Genomic DNA, 18,852 nt, shown 5'->3' with positions numbered 1-18,852 from the left:
TCATGGCTATGTCAAAATATAATAAGCTCCATAACATTATGATCGCGCAATTTATGCAGCAGCCGAAGCTCTTATATAGAAAAACCATGATACGGTTAAGACTAAAGCGAATAACAGCTTGAATTATATTTGAATATGGAAGCTATTGCCATACATCCAGAAAATCCAGAACAATTAAAAACCATCAAAGCTGTGCTTAAGGCATTGAAAGTGCCTTTTGAATCACAAAATTTGACACTACCTCCCCATGTATTGAAAGGTATTGAAAAAGGAATTGAGCAATACGAAAAAGGTGAAACGATCACGCTGAATAAATTTAAAGAAAAGCATTTTAGCAAAAAATGACTTTCGAAATAAGGTTTACCCGCGAAGCGGAAGAGACTTATAATGCTTTATCAACTCAGTTGGAACAGAGGTGGGGTCAACGTTTTGTTAAAAAATTAGAAGATAGGATTTCTCAATGCCTCCACACAATCAGTACAAGTCCTTATATATATCCCATTGTTCAAGAGACAGTGAAATTTTTACCTGGTATCAATTTCTATGTCACCCCCATTTAGGAATACATCGTGCGACACAAAATAACCGTCAATTGTCTTTCCATTTACTTTGATAGAAGAAATTGCGCGGCCCTTTCCTGGTTTGCTAATGGTAACCATTTTACCATTACTGGCCCGCCATTTTACTTCATCAAAAAGTGGGGCTGTTACGATATACTCCGCATCAGTGGCTGAAAAAGGGTACAAACCCAGGGCCGTGAACACATACCAGGCCGACATTTCTCCAGCATCATCCATTCCACTTAGTGCTAAACCATCGTCACCAATGCCATATAACGTATTTAAGATGGTATCAATTATTTTCTGTGACTTTTCTGGCTTGCCAATAAAATGATAAGAAAAAGGCGCCTCATGATCCGGTTGGTTACCATGACAATATTGTCCAATCATTGATTCTACGTTTCTGGCAATGTGTTTAGGATTCCAAGGCACTGTAAACAACGAATCTAACTTAGCTTCGAAACCTTTTGCTCCGCCATATAAAGCAATTAAACCCTTCATATCATGTGGGGCAAAGAATGACATCTGCCATGCATTAGCTTCCCTGTACATGTATTCATAATAAGGATACTGAGGATCAAAGTTCTTAATCCAGTCGCCATTTTTCAACCTGCCCCGCATAAACTTGGTACCTGGATCAAAGACGTTTTTATAATTTTTTGATCTGGCCATTAGGATCCTGTAATTAGTAGTATCACCTAATTTTTTCGCCATTTGGGCTAGTGAATAGTCATCATATGCATATTCCAGGGTTTTAGATACTCCCGCCGTACCCTTTGTTTCCACATGCGGATTAGCGATGTCAAGTTCAGCGATATAACCCTTTTCGATATATTCGGTAATGTGCGGTCGGGCACCATTTGGTAAATTAGCGTTTCTAAGCAGTAGCTTGTAGGTTGCCTGAACATCGAAATCATCTATTCCTCTCAGGTAAGCGCCTGTAATGGAAGAGGCGCCATGATCACCATGGAAAAAGGTGGGTATGAAACCGGTCTTCTCCCCTACGTCCTTCATCGATTTAATGACGTCAACGGTAACCTGCGGCGATATCATGCCCAGGAGCACATCCTTATTCCGGTAGGTATCCCACAAGGAAGGCTCTGTATAATAATTGAAATCTGCTTTAGCCAGGTTATTTTTTGCATCTGTAAATTGACCATTCACATCACTTCTTAGCGCTGGCCATAAAAACGAACGGTATAAACTGGAATACAACATTTGCTTTTGTTTCTCCGTTCCGCCTTTCACCTGGATGGTTGACAATAAGGTCTCCCACTTTTGCGTGCCTTCGGTAACCACTGCGGCGAAAGATTTGTCTCCTATTTCTGCTTTAAGGTTTTGTTTAGCATTCTCGATACTCACGAACGATAAGCCTATTTTTAGTTCCACAGGATCTTTGTTACCGTCAGCCAGTTTAACCATGGCATAACCATTCGGTTTACCTTTTTCGGGTATGTCCAAGCTTTCAATAGCAGTGTTCAGTTGTGCATAGAAATAGATTTTTTCGCCAGTCTGCTGATAGCCCTGCAAAACTGAAGACCCCACTTTTTCAATATTCCAGTTGGAGACTTTGTTATTGGCTTTTGCCAGGTCAAAGAGAATTTGTCTTGCTTTATTATTTTTGAACTCGTATTTATGGTAGCCAGCTCTTAATGTTGAAGTCAGGCTCACGTTCACGTCATAATCTTCGAGATAGACCTGATAGAAACCTGGTGTTGCACTTTCTTTTTGATGAGAAAACGTTGATCCGAATTTACTGTCTTTGTTTAAGGCAGCTGAGTTCTTCCCTGGATTGGAAACGGGCAATATCGGAATATTGCAAAGATTCCAATGACCTTTATTGGTATGCGTAAAGCCATAAATAACGGTGTCTTCATATTCATAACCGGCACCGGATCCATATGCTGTCATCGGACTAAGTTGAACCATGGCGTTAGGCATAGAACTGCCCGGAAAGGTCAATCCTGCCCAGGATCTCCAGCCCTCAGGCAATTCATAACCAAGGATCTTTGGATCAGTAAGTGGCGCTGTACCAATGAAAGTATTCACATATTTGGTAAACACAGGAGCCTGACTCCTACCTGCTGTTGATGCAAGTAAAACGATTGCCACTGTACTTATAAAGATTCTTAGTTGATTTCTCATATCCTATAATTGTTAGATCAGTAAATTAGTACATTATTGCCATTTATCAGTTTGATGGGTTTGTAACATTCTCGACTTTTAAAATGATGCTTAGTCTGGCATATAGTTCGGCAATACAAGCCTGGTCTAATAACCACTTTGGCTTCTTCATTTCTTCTTGATTTGGCGTCCAGCTATGTGACAGGTAACCGTATTGATCACGGGTGTTTTGCCAGGCATAATTCAGGTCTTGTTCTACGGCATCTAAATATTTATAGTTACCATCCACTTCATATAAAGCCTCATAACCCCTAAATAATACGGTAACAAACCAGGGCAGATCGATATACAGTCGCAGGTTTTTATCATGTGGCACCGTACTAAAATGCTTGTAGCTATCTGCAGCCAATTCCTGGGCCTGTTGCAGGTACTGCTTCTGCCCCGTTATCTTGTAAAGCAGTACTGCTGCCTCTATCAGTGACCCGGTATTGTATGTATAGAAGGTACGGTTCAGTTTTCCACCTGGCTTAATATCATTAGCAATAACCCCTGTAGAATCCCGGAGGGTATGGTACATCCAATCATAAAATTTCTTACCCTGATCCAGGTAATAAGGATCTTTACTGCCCTGATAAATCTTCAGGGCGGTCAGCGTAGCCATACCGTTCGTGCAGGCAGGCTTTTGATCATGATGTCCTTCCAGCCAGGGTACTCCGCCCCCCATGTTGTTATTCCACCCGCTAAGAATAAACTTAAAAACATCTTTAGCACGTTGCAGGTATAATGGATTTTTTGTCACGAAGTACGACTCCATATAGTCTATCCCCACTAACCCGTTATCATCATAATAGCGGTCTGATTTTTCAAGTTTTACCGGATAGGCCTGGTAACCCATAGGCCGACGAACGTCATCCCGGTATTGCTCCACCCCTATGACCAGCGTATCCTGATAGGGCTTATATTTGGCATTTAACGCAGGTATTTTCATGAAGACATTGGTGGCCGAAAAGACACCTGAAAACGGCCATAAAAAACTTACTGGCTTCTCACTCACCTTGCCCCCCTGCATGTAAGTAAGGCTATCTTTTTTATTGGACGGGTAGTTTTCTAAAAACAAACCAGTATAGGCAGGCACGCGATAGTTTTTCCAGATGTTTGTGTACATGGTTTCAGCGCGCTTCAGGTACTCAGCCGATTTATTTTGCTGGGCCTGTAAAGCGGTAACCGTCAAAATTAAAGCTGTGCATAGCCAGGTATACTTTATTGCGATCTTCATTAAACTCATTCCTATAAGTATTATATATTATTGTGTAGATGGTGGCGGTACTTTTGTTCCCCAGTTTTCGTTGGGCTGGCTACCCATCACAAAGACAAGCTTGCCACCTTTCATTAACTCATCACGGTAGAGCCAGCAATTAGCTAAGGTTTTGCCATTAAACTCAGCCGATTGTATGTAGAGGTTTTCCTTTGAATTGTTTTTGGTTACAATAGAAAGCTTTTTTTGATTACCTAAAGTGATGTCAGCCTGATCAAACAAGGGACTGCCCAGTTGAATAATCGGCCGAGCATCGGTCAGGCCTTTCACATCGAATAAACCTAAAGCGGTCATGACATACCAGGACCCTAACTGGCCCTGATCCTCATCCTGTCCAAAACCATAACCATGAACCGGGTCCGTACCATAAAATTCCTGGCCGATTAACCTTGTCCATTTTTGTGTTAACCAGGGCTTTCCAGAAAAATTAAACAGCCAGCTGATATGCAAGTTGGGTTGGTTACCATGGTTGTAGATAGCGTTGATGCCGGCAAAGGCATCGATCTTTTTACCACCGCCAAAAGCTAATTTTTCTGAAACGGAGAAAATACTATCCAGCCTTTTATTGAAATTGTCTTTTCCTATGGCATTTACTAAACCCGCGGGATTTTGTGGTACGTAAAAAGTATATTGTACAGAATTCCCCTCCTGGAATCCCCTCCATGGCTGATAGGGGTCAAACTTGCCGACAAACTTTCCTTTGGCATCTTTTGGTTGCATCAATTTGTTTTCAGGGTTTAAAATTTCCTGCCAACCATTCGAATATTTAATGAGCTTTTGGTAGTCATCCTGTTTACCCATTGATTTGGCCATTTGTGCGGTGGCAAAGGCACTAAAACTATACTCCAGGGTATGTGATGCTGAAAAGTTAGATCCGGTGGAATCCGTGACAAAATCACGGCCTGTTTGTTCCAGGTGTGGTACATAGCCATATTGTAAAAATGCTTTGGTGTCCATTTTACCGGCGCCAATGATGCGGTTTTTATACTGGAGGTCATTAGCTTTAACGGCTTCATAAGCCAGGTTAACATCATAATTACGGATGTCAGAATTATAAGCTGCTGCGATAGCAAGACCTACAAAATTTGTTCCTACACCAGATATGTACTGGCTATTGGCAATCCCATCGCCAAACCAGCCACGGTCTTTATAAAGTTGTAACTGCGTATTAACAAAACTGCCGTACCATTCAGGGTAGCTCAGTGCCCAAAGTTGAGTAATGTTCCAAAAGCCACCCCAAATGGCGTCGGTATTGATAAATTCGGCTTTCATTTCTCCATCGGCCTGAGTAGGAAGCTGGCCCATCGTTCCACCGTGTTTGGGGTATGAACCATTGACATCACTTGCTATTCCACGCCCCAATAAGGCATGAAATAACCCTGTATAGAATTTCGTTTTATCGGCTTCGCTGTTTCCTTCCACAGCAATTTTGCCAAGCTCCTGTTGCCAGGTTTTTTGTGCGTTCAACTTGGCCTGCTCAAAAGACAATCCTGTGGCCTCTGCCACGTAATTCGCTTTAGCATTGGCTGTTGAGGTATAGGATAAACCCGTTTTAATTTCGATAACTTCATTTTCATCGGTCTCGTAATTCAACACCAGACCTGCACCAGGGCCATTGGCAGAAGTGGTATTCTGTTTGATACCAGTCGCGGTAAAGGCCGTAACATTCAATGGTTTTTTGCTGATCTCTCCATAGAAAAACATGGCCACTTTACCCTCCGGGTCGTAAATATTGACATATTTAGGGTAGGTAAAAACATAGCCTTCAAAGTGAGTATCGTCTATCATTTTGATGGCTGCATCAGTAACCTCACCGCTTTCACCTTGCTTATTGCCAATATCTAAGAGGATATGCGACTGTTTGTGTGCCGGAAACCGGTATCGCTGGAAACCTACTCTTTTGGTGGCAGTAAGTTCAGCAGTAATGCCGTAGTCAGCTAATAATACGCTATAATAGCCAGCCTCAGCAACCTCCGTTTTCCGGTCAAATTGAGATCGGTATCCATCGGTCGTGTCCTCCAGATCACCAGGTTTTACTTTCAGTTCTCCGGTAGTGGGCATGTAACTGACGCCACCTACTTGCCATTCATGAAAATGGACAAAACCTTCTATGGAATTCTGACGAGTATCATAACCTACCGCTTCCCATCCTGATGCGTTACCATAATGACCATTTGTGGAAGGGGCAAGTTTCGCCATACCATAAGGTACAGCCGCAGGCGTGTAGAAAAACCACCTGCTATGTGCAGTGCCGATATTAGGGTCAACGTATTTAAGGATGTTATCTTGCTGTACACGGCATGATGCCAGTGATACAGCTAATAGTGCAAGTACGGTCTTTAGTGATAATCTCATAGCTTATTGTTCATATTTGGCCAATGCCAATGTTCATTATTTCTAGCAACACCCTGTTTATGGACATGGTTTTAAAGTAGGCGATCAGGGTTAATATCCTGGGTTCTGGGTAAGATTTGGGTTAAGGCCAATTTCTGAAGATGGGATAGGCCATAGATAGTCCTTGGCGCCAAATGTCCGTCGCTGTACACGAATATAACCGTTATCTATAGCAGCATCGCCAAATTTTGCACCATGGGCATAACCATTTAAAACTGATTCAGCTATTTTCCACCTGCGGATGTCATCAGTCCTTAAACCTTCCATAGCCAATTCAGCCCTGCGTTCCCGGCGAATGATCGTGGTCATATCTGCCGAAGCCGGAAAATTTAATGCTTCTGTAACAGTAAAACCTGCCCTTTGGCGAAGCAACCTGATGGTATTGTTCCATACCGTTGCATCCATTTGGCCCATAGCTTGTTTTGCTTCTGCGTAATTCAGGAGCACCTCGGCATACCTGATCAGGTGTATATTTGAACCTGAAGTAAAAGAGGTTAAGGCGATAGGGTCAAAATATTTCCTCCAGTAGTAGCCAGTTGGTGAGGATGCCTGTGATGCAGGACTATATTCATCTAAACGCGATGGATTAGGGTCCGATCCCGGTTTAATGTAAATCACCTTGGTACTGCCATCGGCATTCAACCAGTTGTACCGGTCGTAAACCACGGTAGCGGTAAGTCGCGGGTCGCGGTTTGCATAAGGATTAGCTTCCACATAACCGGAACCTGCTTCTTTGATGCCTTTACCGTTCAGCGTAACATAGTCATCAACCAGTTCCTGTGTCGGCGACATACCGCTCACACGACCGCCAACTGAACGCGGGGCAAAATCAAAAAACTCACCCCAGGTACGAATTGATGGCACATACTGGATGGATAACATGACCTCGTTATTATTTTTATTGATAGCCGGGTCGCTGAACAGGCTGCTGTAATTAGGTACTAGCCCATACTGGCCATTAACCGTCTGATTATTCATTAGCGCTTCGCATACTGCGGCAACCTCGGCCATCCGGTCGCCCTGATATAATAAAACACGCGCCTGTAGCGCCAGTGCTGCAGCTTTGGTAATACGGCCATTCTCATTTACCGGAATTTGGTCTTTGGAAGGTAATGCAGCAGCTGCAGCTTCCAACTCACTGATCACAAATTCCATGACCGTATTTTTAGGACTGCGGCCTATCACTTTTGCCTCATCGGGGGTTAAATCCTTATCTATCAAAGGGACGTCACCATACCATTTAGCTAAATTAAAGTGTTCAAAGGCGCGAATAAAGCGAACTTCGGCTTTTAAGCGGGAAATAACTTCTGCCGGTAATGTTTTATTCTGGTCGACATTGGCAAGGAAAACATTACATGATTTTATGGTGCTGTAATAGTAAGCCCAGTCGTTTAGAAATATCCCTTGCGCTGAAGTGGCATTACCACTGGCAATCAGCGCATAGTCACCAGTTGCACTATAAGCATTATCTGATGTGGACTCGTTATAAAAGAAAGTATTGCTGTTATAAATTAAGCTGTAGTTATTATTTAAAGCGTTGTATACGTTAGCATCAACGGTCCAAAAAGTAAGGTCAGAAAATCTATCGGTGGGGGTCAGATCCAATTTTTTACATCCGGTGGCCACCGTAGCAGCGAGGAATACGGTAACTATTTTAATTAGGAATTTCATAGCTGTAATTTTTAAATATTGTTTTTAAAAAGTGATGTCTATCCCCGCACCGTAAAATACTGGCAGCGGATAACTTCTTGCATTATTAGAACCTGAGGCCACGCTCACATTATTACCAAACTCGGTTGTTTCAGGATCAATAAATTTTAGTTTAGTCAATGTTAACAGGTTCTGGCCGATTAAAGACACGCGTAATCTTTCCATTCCTGCTTTTTTACTGAAGCTTTTAGGAAGGGTATAACCAATATTAATATTTTTCAACCTGATGTAAGCTGCATTATATTTATAGATGTCAGATCCGGAACGCCAATTGTTGGTGTTTGATGCTGAACCGACTGCTGCCAGCCTTGGATACCTCGCATCAGGATTTTCAGGGCTCCAGTAATCCGTCATGTGGTCATACAGTGTAGCGCCATAATTGTAATGGAATGGCTCCACCAGTTCGCCGCGAAGAAACGCATCTCTCTTACCGACACCTTGTAGAAACACTTGGAAATCGAAGTTTTTGTAGTTTACCCTGTAGGTAAAGCCGAAAGTATATCGGGGGAAAGGGTTACCTAAGACAGTTTTGTCCTTATCGTCAATGATGCCATCGCTATTGAGATCTTTAAATTTCAAATCGCCTGGGCCAACATCGGCACCTGCTGGTTTTGGGTAGCTGGCCACATCGGCATCGTTTTGAAAATAGCCATTGGTTTCATAACCAAAGTACTGGGTGATGGGTTCACCAACTCTCCTGATCAGCTGGAAAACATCCTGGTTGATAATTTGCTGCGTAGTGCCGCCTGTTAGGGTCAGCAGTTTGTTTTTGCTATCTGCTACATTCACGCTGAAGCTATGCGCCGCCTCTCCGGTACGTAGGTTATAGGTTGCTGTGGCTTCCCAGCCCTTGTTACGTACTTTTGCTACGTTATAATCTGGTAGACCGGCACCAAATAAGCGCGGCACATCATAACGTGGTTGTAAAATATCACTGGTAACTTTGTTAAAATAATCGAACGATAGGGCTAACTTGTTGTCAAAGAAAGCCGCATCAATACCTAGATTCAAAGTGGCCGCTTTTTCCCAGGTAAGTTCACTGTTACCTAAATTAAAGCCTGCTCCACCAACCGACTGGTTATTGAAACCATAAGCAATGGGGTAATTGAAATACGTAGTCTGGTATTGGTAGGCACCAACGTTTTGATTACCTAATATGCCATAGGATGCACGCAATTTTAAATTGCTTATGGCATTTATAGACTCCATAAAAGATTCTTCCGTTAACAGCCAGCCCAGATTTACAGAAGGGAAGAAACTTGCCCTGTTACCTTTGGCAAACCTGGAGGACATATCATCACGTACGGTAGCTTCAAACAAGTACCTGCCTTTGTATGAATAATTTATTCTCGAAAACAAGGAGTTAAGACTCCACTGGTCATTTGCAATGCTGTTATAAGAGTTGATGGCATCTATCAAAGTGCCGGTAGTTGAAGTACCCAGATAAGGGTCTGTAAGTGTCTTTTGAAGCTGGAAACCCCTTGAACTGAAGTTCTCATTTGATGCACCAAATAGTACTTTAAAAGTATGATCATTTACAGTTTTATTATATTCCAGTAATAACTGTGTATTCATCAAAAGTGATTTTGCGTTATTATCGAATACCGTCAAGTCATCGCCATATACCCCTGATGGCAGGAAATTCACTTTGGTACGGCGGAAAAAATTACCGTTGTTGGCAATGGTCCCACCAAAGATTCCAGTTAGTTTAAGATCTTTGGTGATATTTACCTGGCCGTTAAGGTTTCCGAAGATTTCATCGTTGTCTGACTGGTTAGCCCCTCCTTTTTCCAGTACGCCATATTCATTATACTGAGAAGCTACAGGGTTGGTGAGGTAGTTTCCCTCTGCGTCCTGCCAGCTGTAGTTTAAAGGCACCCTGTTGGCGTCGGCAAAAATATTATTATCTCCCACCGTATTAGTTTTGTTGCGGGTCTTGGTGTAATTGAGGATCATGTTTACCCTTAGCACACCAATTTGTGAAGTCTGGTTTAAACGCAGGTTGTACTTCGTATAACCAAAATCGGGACCAGAGCCCCCGTTACCGATCAAATTACTTTTTTGATCCTGATAACCTGCCGATAAATAATAAGAGTTTGTTTCGCCACCACCGCTGATACTGACGTTATGGGCTTGTTGCGGTGCATTCTTCAATAAGTGATTTACATCCCAGGTTCCGTTGCCCTGGTTTTTAAGTTCCTGGATCTGCTCTGGAGTATAAACAGCCGGTAAGCCCGAATTGACCAGTGATTCATTTTTGTACGACGCATTATCCCATGCCCCCACTTTTTGAACCAGAACATTAGGGTCTTGCAAACCAAAACTTCCATTATAGGTTAGCGTGGGTTTTTGATTTAGTTTACCGCTTTTGGTCGTCACCAACAACACTCCGTTTGCCGCGCGTGAACCGTAAATGGCAGCCGAGCCCGCATCTTTCAACACAGATACACTGGCAATATCATTTGGGTTTAGCGTATTGATGTTACCGCCGATTATACCATCGATCACGACCAGCGGGTCGTTATTACCCAATGTACCTACTCCCCTAATGTTAATGCTTACGTTGCTTCCAGGATTAAGCTGGCTTTGCTGTATGATTAAATTCGGTGCTTCGCCCTGTAAAGCCTGCAGCGTATTTAGCACCGGTTTATTTTCAATATTCTTGGCGCTGATTTCATTTACAGCACCGGTTAAGCTTACCCTGGCCTGCGTACCATAACCTACAACAACCACTTCACTTAGGTTTTGGTTATCTGGCACCAGGCTAATGCTGATCTCGGTTTTACCAGCTATAGAAACTTCCTGTTTGACATAGCCGGTATAGGAGAAGGTAATGTTTCTGCCAGCATAGGCATCAGGCACATTTAATTTATAATTACCGTTACCATCGGTCACTGTACCTAGAGTTGTGCCGGCAATACTTACGTTTACTCCGGGTATGGGTTTTTTCTGTTCATCTAATACGCGACCGGTAATGGTGATATCGGCAAGATTTATTGTTTTCACTACGGGATCCAAAGCTGCAAATGTTGGTGATCCGCTAAAAACGCTGGCACAAACCAGGGCGGTGGCGAGTGACTTATTACAAAGCCACTTTAATTTCTTTAAGTTGTGTAATGGTTTCATACAAGAAGTATTTGGTTATTTAGTTGGTAATTGGTTACTGTGTTGGGCAGTCAGGCTGATAGATGCTGACTATTGTTTTTATGATCTATTTTTCTGGTAGTCGCTTTTCCAATGCGCCTCAATATCTTCCAGGGAACGGCCTTTAGTTTCAGGGATGAGTTTCCAGGTGAGCCACAAAGCGGGAGAGCAGCAAAGCGCGAATAGCCAGAATGTCCAGGAAGACCCAAGCCCCTCCAGCATAACGGGTGTTAACTGGCCGACTAAAAAGTTACCGATCCATAAGGACAAGGTTGCCAAAGCCATGGCTTTACCCCTTATGGCATTAGGAAATATTTCGCCAATGACTACCCAGCATACGGGGCCAAAAGAAAAAGCAAAACAGGCGATAAATACCAGGATAAACATTAATATCCATGGACCGGAGGTGATGCCAAGAGCAAACAAAGCGCCGATGGTTAGCAGTGAGGCTACAGCGCCGCCTATACCTACAAATAACAGTGGTCTTCTACCCCATTTATCTACGGTGAAAATGGCGACAAAGGTGAACACCACGTTAACAAGACCTATAGTTACCTGTCCGCCAAGTGCATTATTTAAGGTAAAACCAGCCTGCTCCAAGATGCGCGGACCATAATATATAACTGCATTGATACCACATACCTGTGATAAAAAGGGCAACAACAAACCGATCCACATGGCCTTGCGGTATACAGGAGTAAACAATTCTTTTATAGAGGTATCATGCTCAACACCTTGGTCCTTAAATGCCTGTATCTCCTTTTTAGCCGCTTCAGGTCCGTCAATTTTAATCAAAATAACCTCAGCCTTATGCTCTTTTCCCTTTAAGAGCAACCACCTGGGAGATTCAGGGACAAAAAACAGACTTATTAAAAATACAGCGGCAGGTAAAGCACCCAGACCAAGCATGGCACGCCACACTTCGGTAGAGAATATTTTAGTCATGCCTTCACTTCCGTAAATAGTTGTCGCATGATCAGCCAGGTAAACATTGGAGAAGTAAGCCAACACAATTCCTATGGTTAAGGCTAATTGGTATAAGGACACCATCATGCCGCGCAGGCGTGATGGTGCAAACTCAGAAATATATAATGGTGATACCATAGATGCCACCCCAATGCCAAGGCCGCCTATTAAGCGAAATATAATGAGTACGGTAAAAGATGTTGATAACATACAGCCAATGGCAGATGCCAGGAACAAAACTGCCGAAATAATCAGCACGACCTTTCTTCCATATTGATCACTTAATTTCCCGGAAAAACTTACCCCCGCTATGCATCCCAGTAAGGCGCAGCTTACAAACCAGCCTTCGCTAACAGAATTGAGGCTGAAATCGTTTTTAACCAGACTGATTGTACCGGATATCACAGCGGTATCAAAACCAAATAGAAAACCGCCGAGCGCAGCGACTAAACAAACCAGGTAGAGGTAATTGTTACTCATGATGCTTATTTTAAAAATGCTTTGATCACCTTAGCACGACGATCACCCAGGTTAGTTAATTTATAGGATGCTGCTGCTGCAGGGACTACAAAAGTCTCCGCAAAGGCAAATTGCTGTAAACTGCCATCTGCCGTTTCGACTTGCAACGCTTCACCTTCAACCAGCATCAGCACGTGACAAGAATCATCGGTTTGTACGAACATTTCGTGATCAAACTCCATCCGGTGCACATCGTAGAAATGATCGACATGAGTGGGCAAATGCACCACCTGCCAGCCTTCTCCCTGTTCGATGACGACTTGTTTGGAAATCAGTTCCTGGCGGACCTGCGCTCCTTTTCGGTCAAAATTTAGGTTGTTAAATGCATGTTCGATATTAATTGGTCTCGGTTTACCCTCCAGGTCCAGCCTCATCCAATCATACATTTTAAAGGTAAAAATATATGGGGTGGCGCTAATTTCGAGCACCAGATTACCGGTACCGGCGCTATGTACAGTACCATTGGGTATAAGAAAAAAATCATGTTGTTGTGCGGTGTACGTTTGCACATATTGCGTGATGTCAATCTGCTCGCCTTTTTCCTGGCTTTCTTCCAGCACGCTTTTAAATGTTGCAGGCTCAATGTTTTCCTGAAAACCCAGGTACACCTTAGCATCTTTATCGCAGTCTAAAATATAATAGGTTTCATCCTGGGTAATCTTCTCTCCAAAATGTTCCTGTATGTAAGCTATACCCGGATGGCACTGGATTGATAGGTTACCGCCCTTAAAGGTATCGAGGAAGTCGAAACGGATAGGAAATTCATCGCCAAATGTTGCGGCATGTTTACCAAGTACCTGGTGCTGGTGCTGAAACATCAACGTATCAAAGGAAACTTCAAGTAAATTACCCCCGCTTTCAAAAACGAGTCCGTTTTCTGGCACGATTAGTTCAAAGGACCAGGCATAATTGACCACATCTTTGTTCAGATTTTCTATATGGTCTTTTATCCATTGTCCGCCCCAGGCACCCGGCTCAAACCAGGGTCTTGCGCGGATCACGGAATGGCTGATCTTATTTAAACCATTGTCCAGATCAGACTTGAACATCCAATTGATATCAGCTAACCATTGGCCGTCAGCGATCGTAGTCAGCTTATTTAGTATAGCCTTTTTATGATTATTTAGCAGCACCCAGTCAACAAAGTAGAACCGCTTGTACATTTTATAAGCCTCTGTTAATGCACTCGCGCCTAAATTATTTATAGCCCCTGCCCTCATCCTGAACAGCAATTCATTTTTTGGAAGATCAATGTATAAAATGGCAGCATCCCAGCCGGCCAGCGAAGCCCCCGGACCGATGATGATATTAATGTCAGCAGTTTCATCTGGCCGCTGTGTAGAAAGATTTTCTGTCTGATAAAGATCTGCAAGTGATAAGGTGCATTTAGTTCCCCAAACTGAATCTTCTGTTCCCAGGAAAGGTGCAACTAACACGTCAACATCTGCAGGTGCTTTCAAATAGTCACTGGTATTAATCCAACGAACGGTAAGACCCTCTTCTGCCAGACACTTATTGATTGCCTCCTGTATTTTATCCCAGAAAAGACCTACATACCCTTCAATAACCACATTTTTTTGGCTGACCATCCACTTTGTTAACGATGAATAACCGTTAAAAATTTTTTGATCTCCAAGCGCACAAATGGGATAGATATTATAGCCCTCCTTAACTTCTTGCCGATTAAGTAACTGCATGGGCATGAGGTGCTGGGCTGTTTTGCGAATGGATTGGCTTGTTTCAACCGGGTTAACTTTCAAATGTGAATTCATTTCATGGATTAATGAGTGTACATATAATAATATCTAACTACCTTTTAAACAGCAATTACTGATGTATTGTATACATTAATACTGATTATTTTTTAGTTATGTACAAACATATAAAATATATCAATTATTCTAAACGTATTTCTTATATATTTTTTAACTCTTATAGTGTTTATTATACACTAAGACAGCTATTTATTTGGATTATTATGTACATACATATAACAAATTGATAAATATTTATACTTTTGTACATATATTTAATCATGCGCTATAGTATAGACCATAAAAGCCCTGTTCCATTGCATATGCAGGCAGAGAAACTGTTAAGGCAGCTAATCACGGAAGAGCAATACCAAAATGGCATAAACATTCCAAATGAAATTGACCTGGCAAACATGCTGGAGATCTCACGGACTACTTTAAGAATAGCTATTAATAAATTGGTATTTGAGGGGTTATTAATTCGTAAAAAAAGGGCTGGCACAAAGGTTGCCCCTGGCGCTGTAAGCTCTAAGTCAAATAATTGGCTTAGTTTTTCACAAGAAATGAAGCTGCGAGGTATTCCTATTAAAAACTTTGAGCTTCACGTATCGTGGGAACTTCCTGATAGCAACCTTGCCCGTTTTTTTGACATTAAGATCAATGAGCCTGTTCTAAAAATGGAAAGAGTAAGGGGAAGACCTGAAGAACCCTTTGTTTTCTTTGCTTCTTATTTTCATCCCCGGGTTGGCCTTACCCCTGACGATGATTTTAAGCGCCCGCTATACGAATTGCTGGAACAGGATCATGATGTAGTAGCGACTTTATCTAAAGAGGAAATTAGAGCCATTGGTGCCGACGAAAATATTGCAAAAAAACTCCAGGTACCCATTGGGAGCCCGATACTTTTTCGCAAGCGATTTGTTTACGACCAGGAAGAGCGGCCAATAGAATATAATGTTGGCTACTATAAAGCAGATAGTTTTATTTATACTGTTGAAAGCACAAGATAATCTACAAGCCGCCCAGCTCTTATGGTTTAAAACATTTATAATTTCACCCTCAATCCTGAGGGTGACAAAAAAACCTGTAAACAAAAAAAGCCTTAGATTTCTCTAAGGCTTTTTTTGTAGAAGTGGTGCGAGCTGGGATCGAACCAGCGACACAAGGATTTTCAGTCCTTTGCTCTACCGACTGAGCTATCGCACCAACTAGTAGTTGTTTTTCCCGCAACGTTCTTCGTTGTTGGGAGTGCAAATGTAGCTTCTTTTTTTAAACTTCCAAACTTTATTTAAAAAAAGTTGAAAATAATTATCACTGACCCATTTTTTCTACAAAAACCCAGCTTTATGCATGCATAGTAATTTGTTTACAGGAATTAGTTTTAACTTAGCATGACCATAATAAATCATTTATGATAGCACAGATCTTATTTATCCTGCTAACCCTTTCCGCCATAGGCTTTTTCGCCTACAATGCCCGGAAAGTGATACGCAATATCCAAATTGGCAAAGCCGCAGACCGGTTTGATCAGCCTCAAAAAAGAGTGATGACCATGCTTAAAGTGGCATTCGGACAAACAAAAATGTTCTTCCGCCCTATCCCAGCCATCCTTCACTTATTTGTTTACCTAGGTTTTGTTATCATCAACCTCGAAGTACTTGAGATTATGATTGACGGAATCTTTGGTACACACCGTATTTTCGGTGGCTTAGGTGCTTTATACAACGGATTAATCGGATCTTTTGAAATCCTGGCGCTACTGGTATGGTTAGCCTGCGTCATTTTCTTAATCCGCAGGAATGTTTTAAAACTTAAAAGATTCAGTGGGGTTGAAATGACGTCATGGCCTAAATCTGATGCCAACTATATCCTGATTACAGAAATTTTATTGATGACGGCCTTCCTGCTGATGAATGCCGCTGATGCCAAACTACAAGCTTTAGGTCACGGTCACTACATTACCGCTGGTGCTTTCCCGGTAAGTCAGTTTCTTCAAAACCTATTGCCCGATACTGCTTCTGGGTTGGTCATGGTAGAAAGAACCTGCTGGTGGTTTCACATCGTGGGTATATTCGCCTTTTTGAACTACTTGCCTTATTCCAAACACTTCCACATTATGCTGGCTTTCCCCAACACTTATTTCTCCAACCTGGAGCCTAAAGGGGAATTTACCAATATGCAGAGTGTAACCAACGAAGTAAAAGCCATGCTAGATCCTTCCTTCACACCAGAAGCAAGTGAACCTGGCCGTTTTGGCGCTAAAGATGTCAACGATTTATCATGGGTTAACCTCATGAACGCTTATACCTGCACAGAATGTGGCCGCTGTACCTCGGTATGTCCGGCCAACATCACTGGAAAACTGTTGTCGCCCCGCAAAATCATGATGGATACGCGCGACAGGATTACCGAAGTAGGCAAAAACATTGATAAAACCGGCAACGGCTTTGACGATGGAAAATCTTTGCTGGACGATTACATTACCCGCGAAGAAATATGGGCCTGTACCAGCTGTAATGCTTGTGTAGAGGCTTGTCCGGTTAACATTGACCCATTAGCCATCATCACCGAATTAAGGCGTTTTACGGTCATGGAAGAATCTAAAGTTCCAGCCAGCCTGAACGTGATGATGAGTAATGTGGAAAATAACGGTGCGCCATGGAAATATTCCCCTGCCGACCGTTTTAACTGGGCCAAAGAAAACTAACGATTAAAACTCAAGCTGAACATGAGCGATCAATTAAATTTTGAAGTGCCTACTATGGCACAAATGGTAGCCAAAGGCGAAGTTCCGGAAATTCTTTTCTGGGTTGGCTGCGCTGGCAGTTACGATGAGCGTGCACAAAAAACCACCCGTGATATTTGCAAAATCCTGCACCATGTAGGCATGAAATATGCCGTTTTAGGCACCGAAGAAAGCTGTACCGGCGATCCTGCCAAACGTGCCGGGAATGAGTTCCTGTTCCAGATGCAGGCCATGACCAATATCGAGGTGCTTAACGGCTACGAGGTTAAAAAGATTGTTACCGGATGCCCACATTGTTTTAACACCATCAAAAACGAGTACCCAGGTTTAGGCGGTAATTACGAGGTGATTCACCACAGCCAGCTTATCCAGCAGCTGATTGATGAAGGTAAACTGAAAGCTGAAGGCGGAGAAAGTTTTAAAGGAAAAAAAATCACTTTCCATGACCCTTGTTATTTAGGTCGCGGAAACGACGTTTACGAAGCCCCTCGCCGTGCTTTAGAAGTGTTAGACGCCCAACTGGTCGAAATGAAACGTTGTAAGTCTAACGGTCTTTGCTGTGGCGCTGGTGGTGCACAAATGTTTAAAGAACCTGAAAAAGGCGACAAGGACATTAACATCGAAAGAATTGAAGAGGCCTTAAGCACCAATCCACAGATTGTAGCTGCAGCTTGCCCTTTCTGCATGACCATGTTAAGCGATGGGGTAAAAATGAAAGACCAGAACGATAACGTGAAGGTCCTGGATATTGCTGAAATCACTGCCCGTGCAAATGGATTGTAATACGCTATCGATTACTTCTTTAAATTCCGGGAGCAACGGAAACTGCTACTATGTGGGTAACGACACAGAAGCAGTTTTAATTGATGCCGGAATTTCTTGTAAGGAAACCGAGATCAGGATGCAGCGCCTGGGCCTATCTATGCTCAAGGTTAAAGCCCTGTTCATTTCCCACGAACATTCCGATCACATCAGGGGCGTTTGTGTGATGGCAAAAAAATACAATATCCCTGTCTACATTACACCCGGTACGCTATTGAACTGCAAGTTCAGCAAACTGAAACCCGGATTAATCCGCACGCTGGAAAGCTTTGAAACCTATACGGTGGGCAGCTTAAACATTATTGCTTTCCCCAAAGTACACGACGCCGCCGAACCGCATAGTTTTATTGTCAGCTGCGGCAACACCAAAGTAGGTGTGTTTACCGACCTGGGTGTGGTATGTGAGCAGCTGATTCACCATTTCAAACAATGTGATGCGGCTTTCCTGGAAGCGAATTATGATGAGGATATGCTTAACCAGGGCAGCTATCCTTTCTTTTTAAAAAGACGCATCAGCGGAGGTGAAGGGCACCTCTCCAACAAACAGGCATTAGCCTTATTCCTGGAGCATAAACCGAAACACTTGTCACACCTGGTCCTTGCACACCTTTCTAAAGACAACAACTCGCCCGAATTGGTGCAACAGTTATTTGACACCCACGCCTCCGGCACAAAAATCATTGTCGCCACCCGATTTGTAGAAACGCCTGTTTTCCACATCAACGGCCAACTGCCCTTACCACGATCAACACAATTGGAAATCTTCGTTTCCTAATTTAACGGTAAACTATTAAACTG

Annotated in this window: 12 protein-coding genes and 1 tRNA gene; 5 read left to right on the top strand and 8 right to left on the bottom strand. The window is 42.7% G+C overall.

Translation table 11 applies throughout. The features are described from left to right. Positions 1–135 precede the first annotated feature (135 nt). The gene (locus tag IWX76_RS10555; RefSeq protein ID WP_196859848.1) at positions 136–345 is read left to right on the top strand and encodes a DUF2683 family protein; all 210 of its coding nucleotides are present in this window, start codon (positions 136–138) and stop codon (positions 343–345) included. 179 nt (positions 346–524) lie between these two features. Here IWX76_RS10555 and IWX76_RS10550 read toward each other — a convergent pair whose 3' ends face one another. The 7 genes from IWX76_RS10550 to IWX76_RS10520 form a co-directional block, all read right to left on the bottom strand. Then, entirely contained in the window at positions 525–2,705 is a 2,181-nt protein-coding gene (locus IWX76_RS10550) for a GH92 family glycosyl hydrolase (RefSeq protein ID WP_196859847.1), read from the bottom strand. A 46-nt stretch (positions 2,706–2,751) separates the two neighbouring features. Beyond that, positions 2,752–3,960 (bottom strand): glycoside hydrolase family 76 protein, encoded by a 1,209-nt coding sequence (locus tag IWX76_RS10545; protein WP_334641692.1) that lies wholly within the window; start codon positions 3,958–3,960, stop codon positions 2,752–2,754. 27 nt (positions 3,961–3,987) lie between these two features. Further along, entirely contained in the window at positions 3,988–6,354 is a 2,367-nt protein-coding gene (locus tag IWX76_RS10540; protein WP_196859845.1) for a GH92 family glycosyl hydrolase, read from the bottom strand. Positions 6,355–6,444: 90 nt separating this feature from the next. Continuing rightward, complete coding sequence (locus IWX76_RS10535) at positions 6,445–8,064, bottom strand: RagB/SusD family nutrient uptake outer membrane protein (RefSeq protein ID WP_196859844.1); 1,620 nt, start codon at positions 8,062–8,064, stop codon at positions 6,445–6,447. A 24-nt stretch (positions 8,065–8,088) separates the two neighbouring features. Continuing rightward, complete coding sequence (locus tag IWX76_RS10530; protein WP_196859843.1) at positions 8,089–11,229, bottom strand: SusC/RagA family TonB-linked outer membrane protein; 3,141 nt, start codon at positions 11,227–11,229, stop codon at positions 8,089–8,091. Positions 11,230–11,307: 78 nt separating this feature from the next. Then, positions 11,308–12,693 (bottom strand): sugar porter family MFS transporter, encoded by a 1,386-nt coding sequence (locus tag IWX76_RS10525; RefSeq protein ID WP_196859842.1) that lies wholly within the window; start codon positions 12,691–12,693, stop codon positions 11,308–11,310. Between the two features lie 5 nt (positions 12,694–12,698). After that, positions 12,699–14,504, bottom strand: a complete 1,806-nt coding sequence (locus IWX76_RS10520; protein ID WP_196859841.1) for a class I mannose-6-phosphate isomerase — start codon at positions 14,502–14,504, stop codon at positions 12,699–12,701. 263 nt (positions 14,505–14,767) lie between these two features. Here IWX76_RS10520 and IWX76_RS10515 point away from each other — a divergent pair, with 263 nt between their 5' ends. After that, positions 14,768–15,496: a GntR family transcriptional regulator gene (locus tag IWX76_RS10515; protein ID WP_196859840.1), complete on the top strand. Its 729-nt coding sequence runs from the start codon at positions 14,768–14,770 to the stop codon at positions 15,494–15,496. A gap of 123 nt (positions 15,497–15,619) precedes the next feature. Here IWX76_RS10515 and IWX76_RS10510 read toward each other — a convergent pair. Continuing rightward, positions 15,620–15,692, bottom strand: a tRNA-Phe gene (locus IWX76_RS10510). A gap of 205 nt (positions 15,693–15,897) precedes the next feature. Here IWX76_RS10510 and IWX76_RS10505 point away from each other — a divergent pair. The 3 genes from IWX76_RS10505 to IWX76_RS10495 are packed head-to-tail and all read left to right on the top strand — an operon-like array spanning position 15,898 to position 18,829. Then, complete coding sequence (locus IWX76_RS10505) at positions 15,898–17,193, top strand: 4Fe-4S dicluster domain-containing protein (RefSeq protein WP_196859839.1); 1,296 nt, start codon at positions 15,898–15,900, stop codon at positions 17,191–17,193. A 21-nt stretch (positions 17,194–17,214) separates the two neighbouring features. Then, on the top strand, positions 17,215–18,015 hold the full coding sequence (locus IWX76_RS10500) for a (Fe-S)-binding protein (protein ID WP_196859838.1): 801 nt from the start codon (positions 17,215–17,217) through the stop codon (positions 18,013–18,015). Further along, on the top strand, positions 18,005–18,829 hold the full coding sequence (locus tag IWX76_RS10495) for an MBL fold metallo-hydrolase (RefSeq protein ID WP_196859837.1): 825 nt from the start codon (positions 18,005–18,007) through the stop codon (positions 18,827–18,829). The genes IWX76_RS10500 and IWX76_RS10495 overlap by 11 nt, the downstream gene beginning before the upstream one ends. Positions 18,830–18,852: the final 23 nt, after the last annotated feature.

It is taken from the genome of Pedobacter sp. CAN_A7 (genome assembly GCF_015752175.1).
Taxonomy (GTDB): domain Bacteria; phylum Bacteroidota; class Bacteroidia; order Sphingobacteriales; family Sphingobacteriaceae; genus Pedobacter.
Note: the sequence above shows the minus strand (reverse complement) of the source record. Positions and strands in the feature narration are given on the sequence as shown.